General features: G+C 70.5%; 14 protein-coding genes. 11 read left to right on the forward strand and 3 right to left on the reverse strand.

Translation table 11 applies throughout. From position 1 onward, the window contains the following. Positions 1-74 precede the first annotated feature (74 nt). Together HH310_RS18210 and HH310_RS18215 are read left to right on the forward strand one after the other, a co-directional pair. A complete protein-coding gene (locus HH310_RS18210; protein ID WP_169176752.1) occupies positions 75-1,478 on the forward strand; it encodes a class II 3-deoxy-7-phosphoheptulonate synthase in 1,404 nt (467 codons plus the stop codon). Further along, a complete protein-coding gene (locus HH310_RS18215; RefSeq protein ID WP_169176753.1) occupies positions 1,471-2,496 on the forward strand; it encodes a low specificity L-threonine aldolase in 1,026 nt (341 codons plus the stop codon). Before HH310_RS18210 ends, HH310_RS18215 begins: the two co-directional genes overlap by 8 nt. 688 nt (positions 2,497-3,184) lie before the next feature. Here the strand turns inward: HH310_RS18215 and HH310_RS18220 are convergent. Next, the gene (locus HH310_RS18220; protein ID WP_312034179.1) at positions 3,185-4,042 is read right to left on the reverse strand and encodes a deoxyribonuclease IV; all 858 of its coding nucleotides are present in this window, start codon (positions 4,040-4,042) and stop codon (positions 3,185-3,187) included. Next, entirely contained in the window at positions 4,033-6,045 is a 2,013-nt protein-coding gene (gene pknB, locus HH310_RS18225; protein WP_169176754.1) for a Stk1 family PASTA domain-containing Ser/Thr kinase, read from the reverse strand. Before pknB ends, HH310_RS18220 begins: the two co-directional genes overlap by 10 nt. 178 nt (positions 6,046-6,223) lie before the next feature. On the opposite strand from pknB, the gene HH310_RS18230 reads away from it, so the two are divergent. The 4 genes from HH310_RS18230 to HH310_RS18245 are packed head-to-tail and all read left to right on the forward strand — an operon-like array spanning position 6,224 to position 7,950. After that, positions 6,224-6,898, forward strand: a complete 675-nt coding sequence (locus HH310_RS18230; protein ID WP_169176755.1) for a hypothetical protein — start codon at positions 6,224-6,226, stop codon at positions 6,896-6,898. 2 nt (positions 6,899-6,900) lie between these two features. Continuing rightward, entirely contained in the window at positions 6,901-7,251 is a 351-nt protein-coding gene (locus HH310_RS18235; RefSeq protein WP_312034180.1) for an Rv2175c family DNA-binding protein, read from the forward strand. A 4-nt stretch (positions 7,252-7,255) separates the two neighbouring features. Further along, on the forward strand, positions 7,256-7,582 hold the full coding sequence (locus HH310_RS18240; protein WP_169176756.1) for a lycopene cyclase domain-containing protein: 327 nt from the start codon (positions 7,256-7,258) through the stop codon (positions 7,580-7,582). Beyond that, positions 7,579-7,950, forward strand: coding sequence for a lycopene cyclase domain-containing protein (locus HH310_RS18245; protein ID WP_169176757.1), 372 nt, complete (start codon positions 7,579-7,581; stop codon positions 7,948-7,950). The genes HH310_RS18240 and HH310_RS18245 overlap by 4 nt, the downstream gene beginning before the upstream one ends. Positions 7,951-9,362: 1,412 nt before the next feature. Here the strand turns inward: HH310_RS18245 and HH310_RS18250 are convergent. After that, positions 9,363-10,430: a polyprenyl synthetase family protein gene (locus tag HH310_RS18250; protein WP_169176759.1), complete on the reverse strand. Its 1,068-nt coding sequence runs from the start codon at positions 10,428-10,430 to the stop codon at positions 9,363-9,365. A 50-nt stretch (positions 10,431-10,480) separates the two neighbouring features. Here HH310_RS18250 and metF point away from each other — a divergent pair, with 50 nt between their 5' ends. From metF to HH310_RS18275, 5 genes are all read left to right on the forward strand, one after another. Continuing rightward, positions 10,481-11,407, forward strand: coding sequence for a methylenetetrahydrofolate reductase [NAD(P)H] (metF, locus tag HH310_RS18255; RefSeq protein ID WP_169176760.1), 927 nt, complete (start codon positions 10,481-10,483; stop codon positions 11,405-11,407). A gap of 2 nt (positions 11,408-11,409) precedes the next feature. After that, entirely contained in the window at positions 11,410-12,054 is a 645-nt protein-coding gene (locus HH310_RS18260) for a CDP-alcohol phosphatidyltransferase family protein (protein ID WP_169176785.1), read from the forward strand. A gap of 103 nt (positions 12,055-12,157) precedes the next feature. After that, positions 12,158-12,595, forward strand: a complete 438-nt coding sequence (locus tag HH310_RS18265; RefSeq protein WP_169176786.1) for an HNH endonuclease — start codon at positions 12,158-12,160, stop codon at positions 12,593-12,595. 82 nt (positions 12,596-12,677) lie between these two features. Beyond that, on the forward strand, positions 12,678-13,145 hold the full coding sequence (locus tag HH310_RS18270; protein WP_169176761.1) for a MarR family winged helix-turn-helix transcriptional regulator: 468 nt from the start codon (positions 12,678-12,680) through the stop codon (positions 13,143-13,145). Positions 13,146-13,177: 32 nt separating this feature from the next. Then, entirely contained in the window at positions 13,178-14,572 is a 1,395-nt protein-coding gene (locus tag HH310_RS18275; protein WP_248294107.1) for an MFS transporter, read from the forward strand. The last annotated feature ends 136 nt before the right edge of the window (positions 14,573-14,708 follow it).

Raw genomic sequence — 14,708 nt, forward strand, 5'->3', positions numbered from 1 at the left:
CTCCGGTTATCTCCACTGGTGGGAAGGGGGCACCGGGCGTACGTCCGGGCCCTCTTCTTCCGTAGGCTGCCTTCATGCGCGAGTGGCACCAGCTGAGCTACCCGGGAGTGGGCAACCCGGCCCTGCAGACGTCTCGCCCGTCCACCGACTCCGCGGAGGACGAGGCTCTCGGCCTCGACCTGTGGCGCGAGCTGCCGCGGGTGCAGATGCCACCCTGGCCGGACATGGCCGAGGTGGCATCGGTCTGCAAGGTGCTCGACAACGTCCCGTCGATCGTCGCGCCGTACGAGGTCGACCAGCTCCGGATGAAGCTGGCCGACGTGTGTGAGGGCCGCGCGTTCCTGCTGCAGGGCGGCGACTGCGCCGAGACGTTCGCCGACAACACCGAGAGTCACCTGCTCGCGAACGCTCGTACGCTCCTGCAGATGGCGGTCGTCCTCACGTACGGTGCATCGATGCCCGTGGTTAAGGTGGCGCGGGTCGCCGGGCAGTACACGAAGCCCCGCTCCGCTGCGTTGGACGCTCTCGGCCTCCCGTCGTACCGCGGCGACATGATCAACGCGCTGGACCCGACCGAGACGGCACGCGTCTCCGACCCGCAGCGCATGATCCGGGCGTACGCGAACTCGGCCGCCGCGATGAACATGCTCCGGGCGTACCTGGCCGGCGGTTTAGCCGACCTGCACGGCCTGCACGACTGGAACAAGGACTTCGTACGGGCGTCGCCGGCCGGGGAGCGGTACGAGGCGATCGCCCGTGAGATCGACCGCGCCCTCGACTTCATCCGCGCCTGCGGGCTGACCGACAGCGAGGCGCTGCGCACGGTCAGCCTGTACTGCTCGCACGAGGCGATCGCGCTGGAGTACGACCGGGCGCTCACCCGCGTCTCGGACGGGCGGGCGTACGGGCTGAGCGGTCATTTCCTGTGGGTGGGGGAGCGCACCCGGCAGCTCGACCACGCGCACATCGACTTCATCAGCCGCATCGCCAACCCGATCGGCGTCAAGCTCGGCCCGGGCACGTCGCCGGACACGGCGCTGGAGCTCTGCGAGAAGCTGAACCCGGAGAACATCCCGGGCCGGCTCACGCTGATCAGCCGGATGGGCAACGGCAAGGTCCGCGAGGTGCTCCCGGCGCTGGTGGAGAAGGTGCACGGCGCCGGCGCCAAGGTCGTGTGGCAGTGCGACCCGATGCACGGCAACACGCACGAGTCGTCCAACGGGTACAAGACGCGCCACTTCGACCGCATCGTCGACGAGGTCCTGGGCTACTTCGAGGTCCATCGCGGGCTCGGCACCCACCCCGGTGGCGTGCACATCGAGCTCACCGGCGAGGATGTCACCGAGTGCCTGGGCGGCGCGCAGGGCATCGAGGACCTGGATCTGCCCGACCGGTACGAGACAGCCTGCGACCCGCGGCTGAACACCCAGCAGAGCCTCGAGCTCGCTTTCCTCGTTGCGGAGATGCTTCGTGGTTGACCTTCGATCGGACACTGTCACCCGCCCCTCGGCCGCGATGCGCCGGGCCATGGCCACCGCCGAGGTGGGTGACGACGTCTTCGGCGACGACCCGACCGTGAACGCGCTGGAGAAGCACGTCGCGGCACTGTTCGGGCATGAGGCGGCGCTGTTCGCGCCGTCCGGCTCGATGGCGAACCAGATCGCGCTGCAGCTCGTCACCCCGCGCGCCGGGGAGCTGCTGGCCGGCGCCGACGCGCACGTCGTGACGTACGAGCTGGGGGCCGGCGCGGCTCTGGGTGGTATTTCGACGCGTACGTGGGGATCGGTGGGTGCCAACCTCGACGTCGACCTGATCGAGGCGATGATCCGTCCGGCGGGTTATCCGTCGGTGCCGACGCGGGCGATCGCGGTGGAGCAGACGCACAATCTCGGCGGCGGGGGCGTGATTCCGCTCGCGACGTTGCAGGCGCTGCGCGAAATTTCGGACAAATACGAAATTTCATTGCATTGTGATGGCGCCCGGATCTGGCACGCGCATGTCGCGGACGGCGTGCCGCTGGCTTCGTACGGCGCGCTGTTCGACACGCTGTCCGTGTGCCTGTCGAAGGGGCTGGGCGCGCCGGTCGGCTCGCTGATCGTCGGTAGCGCCGCGAAGATCGCCGAGGCCCGCGTGCTGCGCAAGCGCCTGGGCGGCGGCATGCGGCAGGTGGGCATCCTGGCGGCGGCCGGCCAGTACGCCCTGGACCACCACATCACCCGCCTGGCCGAGGACCACGCGCGCGCCGGCCGGCTGGCCGAGGCCCTCGAGCAGTACGGCGTCGTCGACCCCGACCAGATCCGCACCAACCTGGTGCCCCTCGACCTGTCGAAGACGTCGCTGACCGCGCCGGTGCTGGCCGCGAAGGCCGCCGAGCAGGGCGTGCTGCTGGCCCCGATGCTCCCGCACCTGGCCCGGCTGGTGACCCACCTGGACGTCGACGACGAGGGCCTGGACCAGGCGATCACGGTGCTGAGCGGAATCCTGGCGAACGCCTAGGAATTCCTAGGATGTCGATCGCCGGCTGCGCCGTCGCTCGACGAGGCTGCGCCGCCGGTGGGCGAAGCCGTGCCGTCGCTTGACGTAAGCCGGACGGCGCGATCCGTGCGCCCGCCGGGTAGCCGGCCTACGGCAGCGATGTTGAGCTGCGGTTCCGCTCCTGCCGATCGGATAGGCGACCGGGGACAGCTGCGGCCGGCCCCGACGCGCGACGTGGGACCGCCATAGCCGCCGGAGATCGAGCCGCGGAGATCGCCATGGTCTCCGGCGATCCGTATGGCGGACTCGTTCCCATTTGGTGAACATCGCTTCCGCATCGTGGACTTTTTGCGAACCTTGATGCTTGCGCCCATATGCGAGCCATAAACTCTCCAAGGTTCACATCTGACGTGGAAAACCTGCCGCACGAAAGCCGCTTTACGGGGCAAAAGTTACTCCACAATGGACGGGCCTCTCACACTGCGGACGCTAGGTTCAGAATGTGGTCGCCGGTCTCAGTACGTGGCCGCGAGTCCCACAATATGAAAGCGTCGCGGACCACTCGCCCGGACCGATCGGCACGGCGGCCTTCCCCTTACCCACGATAACCTAAAATGTCGGATATGCGCCGGGGCGAACGTGCGCCCGTTGCTCATGGGTTATGCGGACAGCCAACCGCGGGAATGCTTCGGCGCGTGCCTAACCCGCCTCAGCGCAAGGACTTGAGCAGGGCGATGTCGGCCGCGTGGCCCTCGTGGTTCACCGACGGGGTCTCGACGATCACCGGGATGCCGGCGGTGGCCGGGTGGGCCAGCAGCTCGGCGAACGGGGCCGTGCCGATGCGGCCTGCGCCGATCGTCTCGTGGCGGTCGCGCGTGGACCCGCACCCGTCCTTCGAGTCGTTCGCGTGGATCAGCTGCAGGCGTCCCGGGCCGGCCGCGGCCACCAGGGCGTCCAGCGTCGACGCCATGCCGCCGGGGGAGGCCAGGTCGTGCCCGGCCGCCCACGCGTGGCAGGTGTCGAAGCAGACACCCATCCACGGGTGCTTTTCCACCGCTTCCAGGTACGCCTCGAGGTCCTGCACCTTCGACGCCAGGCTCCGGCCGCCGCCCGCACTGGGCTCGACCAGCAGTTTCGGCCCGCCGGCCGTGGCCGTCTCGTCGAGCAGCGGCAGCAACGACTCGCGTACCTGGTGAAGGGCCTTGTCGTCGTGTGCCGGATCGACCGAGCTGCCGGCGTGGAAGACCACCGCGGACGCCCCGATCGCGCGGCCCCGGGTCAGCGCGTGCGCCAGCACCTCGACGGACCGCGAAACCGTCAGCTCGGTCGGCGAGCCCAGGTTCACCAGCAGCGACGCGTGAATGTACGCGGGGAGGCCACGCTCCTGCACGCCGTCCCGGAACAGGGTGTCCTGCTTCGGGTCGCCCGGCGGCAACGCCCAGCCGCGCGAGTTCGACACGTAGATCTGCAGCGCCTCCGAGCCGGCCGCGTCGACGTACGGGAGGGCTGTCTTGGCCAGCCCGCCCGACGTCTTCGTATGGGATCCGATGCGGCGTTCTAGAAGCACTGGAGAAGGACCCCGCTCGCCGGGGCGACCGGCGTGTTCGGCGGCGGGTTCTGGGCCCGCACCAGACCGTTCGGGTTCGGGCCGGCCTGGACCTGCAGGCCCATGCCCTGCAGCGTGGCCTGTGCCTGCGCGCACTGCTGGTTGGTGAGGTCGGGCACGACGATCTGCTGCGGGCCCTTGCTGACGTCGAGGGTGACCTCGTCGTCCTTGGACGCGCCGGTACCCGGTTTGGGGCTCTGCGCGAGCACCGTGTCGGCCGGCTGATCGCTGTCCTTGTACCGTTCCACCGCGGACAGGCCGAGCTGCTGCAGCGTCGAGCGGGCGTCGTTGACGTTCTGCCCGACCAGGTCCGGCACGCTGATCGGCGCCTTGCCCTGGCTGACCGTCACGGTCACCGTGTCGCCGCGCTTGAGCTGGGTCCCCGCCTTCGGGTCGCTGGAGATCACCGAACCCTCGGGGATGGTGTCGCTGTACTTCTTGGCCCCCTGCTTCATCTTCAGGTTGGCCTGTTCCAGCGCGCCCTGGGCGGCGCTCAGCTCGACGCCGGCGACGTCGGGCACCGGGAAGCGTTCCTTGCCCAGCGACAGGGTCAGGGTGAGCTCGCCGCCCTTGACCAGCCGCTCGCCCTCCTTCGGGTCCTGGGCGACCACGGTGTCCTTGGGGACGGTCTCGCTGTACTGCCCGTCGGCGTAGATCAGGTCGAAGCCGTTCTGCTGCGCGTACAGCTCGGCCTGTGCCTTGGTCATGTTCACCATCGGCGGGGCCTCGGTGTATCGCCCGAGCGTCACCCACCACGTCGTACCGAGGACGACCAGGACCATCACCGCGATCGCGGCGGTCAGGAAGATCTTGCGCCGGTCGCGGCCGGGTGGCGTCGCCCGGGTGGCGCCGCGCCCGTACTCCTGCGGGCCGCGGGGGCCGTCCTGCCCGGGCAGGCGAGCCCACGAAGGCCGGTTGCCGGTGGCCGGGATCATCGCGGTCGGGTCGGTACGCGGCAGCATCGTGGTGGCGTCGGTGCGCGGCAGCGTCGCGGTCGGGTCGGCCTGCGGCATCATGGTGGTCGCGTCGGAGGCGGCGTGCCGCGAGCCGGGGACCTGACGCAGCAACGCGGTCGCCACGGCGGCCGCGCCCAGGTCGTCGCGGACGGCCTGCACCTCGGCGAGCAGCGCGCCCGCGTCGGTGGGCCGGGCGCCGGGGTCACGGCGGGTGGCGCGGGCGACCAGCTCGTCCATCCGGGTCGGCAGGCCGGGCACGATGCTCGACGGGGCCGGCACGTCGTTGTCCACGTGCTCCCAGGCGACCCGCACCGGGTCGTCGCCGTCGAACGGCACCCGGCCGGTGAGCATCTCGAACAGCACGATGCCGGCCGAGTAGACGTCGGTGCGCGCGTCCGCGTGGCCGTCGGTGACGAGCTCGGGCGCGACGTACGCCACGGTGGCCATGAGCTGCCCGGAGTCGTCGACCGTGCTGGCCTCGACGGCGCGGGCCAGGCCGAAGTCGGCCACCTTGACCACGGCGTCGACCAGGTCGGTGGCGCCGCCGCTGGGGGCCTGCGCGACCAGCACGTTCTCCGGCTTGACGTCGCGGTGCACGAGGCCGGCCCGGTGCGCGGCGGCGATCGCGGCGAGCATCTGCTCGAGGATCGCGCACGCCTCGACCGGGTTGAGCCGGTGCCGCTCGGTGAGCACGTCGCGCAGGGTGTGGCCCTGCACGTACTCCATCACCAAATACGGCAGGCCCATGTGGCGGCCCTGGTCGTAGACCGCAACGATGTTCGGGTGGGTGAGCCGGGCGATCGTCTTGGCCTCGTCGGTGAACCGGTCGACGAAGTGGACATTCGTAGCCTGCGACGGGTGAATGATCTTCAGTGCGACGGTGCGCTCGAGTCGTTCGTCGGTGGCCGTGTAGACGGTCGCCATGCCACCACGGGCCACCCGACCGGTGATCCGGTAGCGGCCGTCAATCGTCGTGCCGATCAACGTGTCGGCGACTGTGGTGTCCATCGGCGTGAAGTGTATGTGTCTTTCTTTCCGGGGCAGACCAGGATGCCACAGCTGAGTCCAAATGGGTACGCGCAGCGACCAGCGCCGTACTGTCCGTCCCACCCAGACGTAAGAAATCAGGATTTAACGGTTATGGCGGCGATGCCGGGAGCGTGGGCTCTCGCTCGGCTTGCCGGAGTTGCTCGGATCGACCGCCGACTCGCTGGGTGCCGGCTGCGACGACCCGCCCGCCGACGGTCCGGCCGAGGTCGGGGTGGGAATGGGCACGGCCGGCGCGGTGGGCGTCGGGACCGGCACCTTCTCCCCGCAGGCACAATCCCGATTTGTCGTTTTTGTCTCCTTTTTCGCGATGACGGGCTTAGGCGCGGCCCGCCCGGGTGTGATTTCGGTCGGAGCCGGCACCCGTTCGACGGCCCCGATCGTGCTCGCCGGCCGCACCACCCGGCTCCGCGCCGGCCCCTGCCCCACCCGTGCGTCCGACGTCGTCGAAGCCGGCGGCGCCGGGGGCAGCGTCTCGGCCGCGGCCGGCCGCTCCGGGGTCACCGACCCCAGACCATTCACCACTCCCAGGTACGCCGTCGCGGCTCCGGCCACCGTGAGCACGCCGAACACGCTCGCGGTCAACGCCCGCCGCGGACGCCGCACCGGCACCGCCGGCTGCTCGGTGAACGTGACCATCGAGATCCCGAACGTGCTCATCCCGGTACTGGTCACGTCCGGCCCGCCCGCCGGCGGCTCGACCGGCCGCCGCCCGAAGTCGTACCGAAGCGACCGCCAGGCGCCGGCCACCTCCGTGCGGGCTTTCCGCAGCAGGCTCATCGGTTTCTTTCTCCAGTCTTCTGGCACGCTGTAGGGGTGAGCGATTCCGTAACTGCCGGCCCGACCGAGTGGATCAACCTGCCGGACGTGTCCGAGAAGCTCGACGTCTCGATCAGCAAGGTGCACCAGATGGTCCGGGACGGCCACTTGCTGGCCGTCCGCCGGGACGGTGCGCTGCGTGTCCCCGCGGACCTGGTGGCCAACAGCACCGTGCTCAAGCACCTCCCCGGTGTCATCACCTTGCTGCGCGATGCCGGGTATAACGACGAAGAGGCCCTGCGGTGGCTCTACGAGTCGGACGCGGCACTGGGCGGGTGCGCGGCGCAGGCGCTGTGCGGCCCGCAGGCACGCGAGGTCAAGCGCCGCGCGCAGGCACTCGGTTTCTGACCGCGTGCGCCATCTGACCTACGCAGCGGTCCTGGCCGGCTGCCTGCTGGCGGCGATCTGGCTGGAACCGGTGCTGAAGGTCAACGTCTTCCGCCGGTGGCGCCGTCTGATCCTGACGGTGGTACCGGTGGCGGTGATCTTCGCGCTCTGGGACGTGGGAGCGATCGCGGCCGGCCACTGGACGTTCGACCCCGCCCAGATCACCGGCGTCAAGCTGCCCGGCGGCCTGCCCCTGGACGAGGTGCTGTTCTTCCTGGTCGTCCCGATCTGCGCGATCCTGGGCTTCGAGGCGGTCCGGGCCGTCCTGAACCGCCCGGCCGGCGACGAATGACGTACACCGCGGCCGCCTTGCTGGGCGTCGCCGCGACCGCGTTCCTCGACCTGGTCGTGCTGCGCACCCGCCTGCTGACCAGGCTGGTCTTCTGGGCCACGTACCCGATCGTGCTGATCTTCCAGCTGATCTCGAACGGCATCCTCACCGGCCGCAAGATCGTCGTGTACGCCCCGGACGCCATCCTCGGCGTGCGCATCGTCCACGCCCCGGTCGAGGACCTGCTGTTCGGCTTCGCCCTGGTCCTGCTGACCCTCTCGCTCTGGGTCTTCTGGGGCCGCCGCGGCGTCCAGCGCACCCCGCGCGCGGGCGACGGCAGCATCGTGCTCCACAAACTCAAGAACAAATTCAAGAGCTGGATGTCGTAGCCGGGTGGGTGGTGCAGACCGCTGCTCCCGCCGAGGGCCGCGGCGGGCCGAGCTGGCCGCTGGCGCGTCCAAACCACTCACCCCACCCCGGCGACCTGCGTAAGTGGTCCCCCTCAACCCAACCCCAGCGAACCCCCGCGCGCCGACAGGGGAGCCTAGGTCGTCGGAAACAGCGCACCCTGCCCCAAAGCGGGCCGTGCGTGCGCCGCACATGCGATCCGGCCTTCGTCGGGAACAGCGCAGTCTCCCAAAGCGGGCCGAGCTTGCGCCGCACAAGCGGCCTCGCCTTCGTCGGGAACAGCGCAGTCTCCCAAAGCGGGCCGAGCTTGCTCCGCACAAGCGGCCTCGCGCAACCCCAACCTCAGCTAGCTCCCTCGCGCCCGCCGGGGGAGCTAGCAAGGTCGTCGAGGACGGCGCAGTTCCCCACCCCTATCGTGCCGCGCTCGGGTTTCTGCCGGATAAATGCGAATTTCCCGTACTTTTCCGTATTCTCTGCGGCACTGCTCAGGTGCTAAGCGGGGCCAATTCGAGACCTTGGCGAGTTATGGCTCGTATGTGGGCGTAACTCTCCAAGGTCTCGAAATCGCGTGGCCGCCGACGCTCACAAAAGCCGCAAAGATTGACAAAGTGACTGTCCCCTTCGGACGGTGGTCCACAATGTGGGCACTCCCATCCGAATCGTGTAACTGTTCAGCTGGTTCCGTCGGCCGGGAGTCCCCGTGCGAGGCGGCGCTGCCCGGCCCGGGCAGGTCCCAGCTCCCCACAATGGGCGCCCCACCCGGGCGTGGGCAGTCGCGACGCCGGGGACGCTGTGGCTCCCCACACCGCGACTACCCCCACCCACGTGCGGGAAATCGCGACGCCGGGGACGCTACGGCTCCCCACACCGCGACCACCCCCACCCACGTGCGGGAAATCGCAACGCCGGGGACGCTACGGCTCCCCACACCGCGACCACCCCCACCCACGTGCGGGAAATCGCGACGGCGGGAAGGCCGCGGCTCCCCACACCGCGGCAACCCGACCCACGTGTGGGAAGTCGCGACGGCGGGAAGGCTGCGGCTCCCCACCGCAGGTGTGGGCACCCGCCACGGCCGAAACGTCCCAGCTCCCCACAGCCACGGCCCTCAGGTCCGCCACGCAAGGCCAACGCATCGGAGGGTGAGCAGCGCGAGAACCAGCTGAACAGTTCCGAATCGTGAGACGACTGACCTGTGCGAGCGTCACGCAACGACTTCCCGGCGCGGCTCAGGGCGTCTAGGCATGAAATATGCTGACTTACTGGACATCAGGGTTCACGGCGGCCGTTGCCGGGCGGGCCGGGGCTGTTGCGTACTCGGCCGCTGGTGGCTTCTGTGTGCGGTGGCCGCTGGGGGTGGCTTTCTACGTGCGGTGGCCGCTGAGGGTGGCTTCTACGTGCGGCGGCGGGTGGCCGCGTCGGCCAAGGCGTGCAGGACGGTGCGGGGCTCTTCCTCGATGTCGGCGGCGGCCAGCGCGGACAGCGACGCGTCCATCAGCTCGGTGATGCGGCGCTCGGTGGCGTCCAGGGCGCCGCTCGTGCGGATCACCGCGCGGAGCCGCTCCACGCCCGCCGTGTTCAGGTCCTCGTTGCCCAGGCCGGCGTCCAGGACGGCGCGACCGGCCTCGTCGACGGCGTTGTACGCGGCCGCCACCAGGTACGTCCGCTTGCCCTCGCGCAGGTCGTCGCCGGCCGGCTTACCGGTCTTCGACGGGTCGCCGAAGACGCCCAGAATGTCGTCGCGCAGCTGGAACGCCTCGCCCAGCGGCAGGCCGAACGCCGAGTAGGCGGCCCGCACGCCGGGGGAGGCGCCGGCCATCGCGGCGCCCATCAGCAGCGGGCGCTCGACCGTGTACTTCGCGGCCTTGTACCGGGCCACCTTGCCGGCGCGCTCCACCGACGTGTCGGCGGTGGCCTGGGTGAGCATGTCCAGGTACTGACCGGCGGCCACCTCGGTGCGCATCTCGTCGAAGACCGGCCGGGCGCGTTCGAGCTCCTCGGGCGTGCAGCCGGAGGTGTGCAGCAGCTCGTCGGACCAGACCATGGCGAGGTCACCGAGCAGCAGCGCGGCGCTCTCGCCGAAGCCCGCCGGGCCGCCCCGCCAGCCCGCGTCCAGGTGCCGGCGCTCGAAGCGGCGGTGCACCGACGGCACCCCGCGGCGGGTGTCCGAGCGGTCCATCAGGTCGTCGTGGATCAGCGCGCTGGCCTGAACCAGCTCGAGCGCCGAGACGGCCGCGACGAGATGGTCCGAGTCGGCGCCGCCGGCACCGCGGTAACCCCAATAGGCGAATGCGGGGCGTAGCCGCTTGCCGCCCCCGAGAACGAACTCGTCGAGCGCGTCCGACAGCTCGGCCAGAATCGGATCGATGCTGATCAGCCGGTCTCGCTGCTCGACCAGGAACGCGGCAAGGGCCTTGTCGACCCGGGGCCGTAGCCCGGCCGTCTCGACGGGGGAAGTCACGCTATGACGCTAGCCGACGTGCTCAGCAGCGCCGACGGTAGAGTCAGGGCGTGGCTCTCGGACTTCCTTCGCGACTGCCCGGCACGCCGGCGATCGGTGACATGGTGCGCGGGGCCATGCCCACCTTCTCGTTCGAGTTCTTCCCGCCCAAGACGCCCGCCGGCGAGACGAATCTCTGGCAGGCGATCCGCGAGCTGGAGCCGTTGCGGCCCAGCTTCGTGTCGGTGACCTACGGCGCGGGCGGCACCACGCGCGACACCACCGTCTCGGTGACCGAGCGGGTGGCCACCGAGACCACGCTGCTGCCGATGGCCCACCTCACCGCGGTCAACCACTCGGTTGCCGAACTGCGCAACATGGTGGGCCGGCTGGCCGGGGCGGGCATCCGCAACGTGCTCGTGGTGCGCGGCGACCCGCCGGGCGACCCGATGGGCGACTGGGTGCCGCATCCGGAGGGCGTGCTCTACGCCGAGGAGCTGGTGCGGTTGGTGAAGGAGGCGGGCGACTTCAGCGTCGGGGTGGCCGCGTTCCCGCACAAACATCCCCGGTCGCCGGACGTGGAGAGCGACACCGCCAATTTCGTACGCAAGTGCCAGGCGGGCGCCGATTTCGCGATCACCCAGATGTTCTTCGACGCGGATGAGTATCTGCGTTTGCGCGACCGGGTGAGCGCGGCCGGCTGCGACGTGCCGATCCTGCCGGGCGTGATGCCGGTGACCCGGATGGCGACCATCGCGCGGTCCAGCCAGTTGTCCGGCGCGCCGTTCCCGCCGAAGCTGCTCGAGCGCTTCGAGCGGATCGCCGGCGACGAGGCCGCGGTGCGCGCGCTGGGCATCGAGATGTGCGCCGGCATGTCCGCGCGGCTGCTCGCCGAGGGCGCGCCGGGCATCCACTTCATCACCTTGAACAGGTCGACGGCCACCCGGGAGGTGTGGCAGCTCCTGGCGCCCTCGGACGTGGCGGTGCCGGCGCGCTGACGGTGACCCGCGACGAGTACGCCGCGGCCTGGTCCCGTCTGCACGGCGGGTACGACCTGAGCCGCGCGTCACCCCCGGTCCGGGTCTGGGTCCACACCGCGTACGGGATGGGGAACCGGCTGGTCGCCTGGCGGGTCGGGCCCTCGGCCGTGACCACCGCGGGGTTGATCGTGTCGGTGCTGGTGCCGGTCGCGGTGCTCGGGAGTCGCTGGGGGCTGCTGCTCGGCGTGCTGCTCGTGCTGGTGGCGGCGGTCGCGGACGGGCTGGACGGCGCGGTCGCGGTGATCAGCGGGCGGGTCAGCCGGTTCGGCTACGTCTACGACTCGGTCGCCGATCGGGTGGCCGAGCTTGCCTGGCTGGTCGCGTTCTGGCTGGCCGGGGTGCCGGGCTGGCTGGTGGTCGCGGCGGGGGCGGTGAGCTGGCTGCAGGAGTACGCCCGGGCGCGCGCGACCGCCGCGGGGATGACCGAGATCGGCGTGGTGACGGTTGCCGAGCGGCCCACACGCGTACTGGCAAGCCTCTTTGGACTTTTGTCCGGATTTTTCGTGACTTGGGGGCTCGGGCTGGCGGTGGCGATCTGGGCTTTGCTCGGCCTGGTTGGATTGGGACAAATCGGACTCACCATACGCCGTGAGCTAGATCGATAATCGCTTGTTCCGCACCGGCGCGCGCTCCTACCGTGTTCTCACTTGATGGTTGACCTGCGGACTCGCTTCGCTCTTCGGCCACGCGACGAGGGGGTGAGCCATGATGAGCGCGGTACTGGTGCTGAACGCCGATTTCGGACCGCTGCAGCGGGTCAGCCTCCGGCACGCCATCCGGATGCTGTTCCGCGAGGTGGCGGTCGTGCACGAGGCCGAGCCGGACACCCGGATCGGCGTCTATCCGATCCCGACGGTGGTGCGGCTGGTCAGCTACGTGGTGACGCGCTGGCGGCACAGCCGCGGTCCGGCCTGGTCGCGCGCGGGCGTGCTGGCGCGCGACAACCGCACCTGCGGCTACTGCGGCAAGGTCGCCTCGACCATCGACCACGTGCTGCCGCGGTCGCGAGGCGGCGCCAACGAATGGGCGAACACGGTCGCCGCGTGCGGCCGCTGCAACAACCGCAAGGGTGACCGTACGCCCGCGGAGGCGCGCATGCCGCTGCTGGTCAAGGCGTACGCCCCGGGTTGGGATTTCGGTCGGTAAGGCCCGTCACGGGGGCAGGTCCGCCGACCGTCCATGCCTCGGATCATCCGTAACTGGATGATCCGAGGCTATCCTTAACCCCATGGCAGCACCCGAACGCACCGTGCGTGACCTGACCGGCCTGCTCAACATGGCCGGCCACACGCTCACCAACCGGCTGTCGGCGGCCCTGGCCGACGTCGACCTGACCCCTCGGATGCAGTGCGTGCTGGTCCACGCGCTGGAGGAGGACCGGACCCAGATCCAGCTCGCCGAGCTCGCCGACCTGGACAAGACGACAATGGTCAGCACGGTCGATGAGCTGGAGAAACGCGGGTACGCCGAGCGCCGGCCGTCGAGCACGGATCGCCGCGCCCGGATCATCGCGGTCACCGACAAGGGCCGCGCCGCCGCCGAGGAGGGCCAGCGGATCGTCGATTTCGTGCACCGCGAGGCGCTGGGCTGGCTCGCGCCGGGCGATCAGGACGAGTTCGTCGAGGCGCTGTGGCACCTGGCGTCCACGACGCGCGATCCGGGGCCGCAGCCGGTGCGACGCTCTCGAAACAGATAGTCCACTAACGGATCATCTGCTAAGGTCGGTTCATGAGACCCGACCGCCCGTTCGCCGCTCTCACCATCTTGTGCGCGATGTCGCTGATGATCGTTCTGGACAGCACGATCGTCGCCGTCGCCGTTCCCGACATTCAGCGTGACCTGGGCTTCTCCGCCGCCGGAGTGGCCTGGGTCGTCAATGCGTATCTGGTCGCGTTCGCCGGTCTGCTGCTGCTCGCCGGCCGCCTCGGCGACCTGATCGGCGCCTGGCGGGTCTTCCTCGCCGGCCTCGCGCTGTTCACCGCCGCCTCGCTCTTCTGCGGCCTCGCGTCGACCGCCGGCTGGCTGATCGCGGGCCGATTCGTGCAGGGCGCGGGCGGTGCGCTGGCCGCCGCCGTGGTGCTCGGCATGATCGTGCGGCTCTTCCCGGCGCCCGGCGATCAGGCGCGGGCCATGGGGATTTACAGCTTCACCCAGGCCGGCGGTGCCGCCGTCGGTTTCGTGGCCGGCGGCGTGCTCACCGACACCGTGGGCTGGCCGGCCATCTTCCTGATCAACGTGCCGATCGGCGTGGCGGTCTGGGCGTTGGGCCGCCGGCTGCTGCCCCGCGAGGCCGGGCTCGGACTCGGGCAGGGCTTGGACGTGCCCGGCGCGCTTCTGATCACCGCCGGGCTTTCGCTTGCCGTGTACGCCATCGTGAGCGCTTCCCTCGCCGCTGGCGCCGTGGCCCTGGCGATCATCGGAGCGTTCCTGGTCCGGCAGCGTCTCGCCCGCCGCCCGTTGATCCCGTTGCGTCTGCTGACCCGCCGCTGGCTGCTCGCCGCGAACGCCGCCGTGCTGCTGATCTTCGCGACCGGCATGGGCTTCCAGTTCCTGAACGCGCTCTTCGTCCAGCGCGTGATGGGCTACGACGCGCTCGGCACCGGCCTGGCGTTCCTGCCCACACCCGTCGTGATCGGCCTGGTCTCACTCTTCGCGGCCCCGAAACTGACCGCCCGCTACGGTCCGCGCCCGATCCTGATCGCCGGCCTCACGGCCTTGCTCGCCGGGCTCCTGCTGCTGGTGCGTCTGCCGGCCCACCCCTCGTACGCCTCCGACATGCTCCCGCCGCTGCTGGTCATGGGCCTGGGCATCGGCGTGACCGTCCCCTCCATGATCATGCTCGCGATGGCCGGCGCGTCCCCGGTGGACACCGGAATGGTCTCCGGCGTCAGCAACACGGCACAGCAGGCCGGCGGCGCGCTCGGCCTGTCGGTGCTCGCCGCGGTCGCGGCGTCCAGGACAGACTCGCGCGTCGCCGAGCCGGCGGTCGACGCCCTGCGCTTCGGCTACACACAGGCGTTCCTGGTGGCAGCCGGCTTCGTGCTGGCAGCGCTGCTGGTGACCGCCGCACTGCTGCGCCGCCCACCGCTCCCGGCCCGCGCACCACTCCCGGCGGCGGCGTGACCGGACCGTTGGCGCCGCGCGCTTTTCGGGTCGCGCGTCACTCTCGGCGGGGGCGTGGCCGGACCGTTGGCGCCGGGCGCTTTCGGGCTGCGGATCACTCTCGGTGGCGGCGTGTCCGGACCGTTGGCGCCGGCGC

Source organism: Actinoplanes sp. TBRC 11911, assembly GCF_012933445.1.
GTDB lineage: Bacteria > Actinomycetota > Actinomycetes > Mycobacteriales > Micromonosporaceae > Actinoplanes.

What these genes read in the sequence shown, in the direction of transcription:
- HH310_RS18210 (WP_169176752.1), top strand. Translation starts at nt 75, where the DNA reads ATGCGCGAGTGGCACCAGCTGAGCTACCCGGGAGTGGGCAACCCGGCC.
- pknB (WP_169176754.1), bottom strand. Translation starts at nt 6,045, where the DNA reads ATGGACACCACAGTCGCCGACACGTTGATCGGCACGACGATTGACGGC.
- HH310_RS18245 (WP_169176757.1), top strand. Translation starts at nt 7,579, where the DNA reads ATGACGTACACCGCGGCCGCCTTGCTGGGCGTCGCCGCGACCGCGTTC.
- HH310_RS18265 (WP_169176786.1), top strand. Translation starts at nt 12,158, where the DNA reads ATGAGCGCGGTACTGGTGCTGAACGCCGATTTCGGACCGCTGCAGCGG.
- HH310_RS18270 (WP_169176761.1), top strand. Translation starts at nt 12,678, where the DNA reads ATGGCAGCACCCGAACGCACCGTGCGTGACCTGACCGGCCTGCTCAAC.
- HH310_RS18275 (WP_248294107.1), top strand. Translation starts at nt 13,178, where the DNA reads ATGAGACCCGACCGCCCGTTCGCCGCTCTCACCATCTTGTGCGCGATG.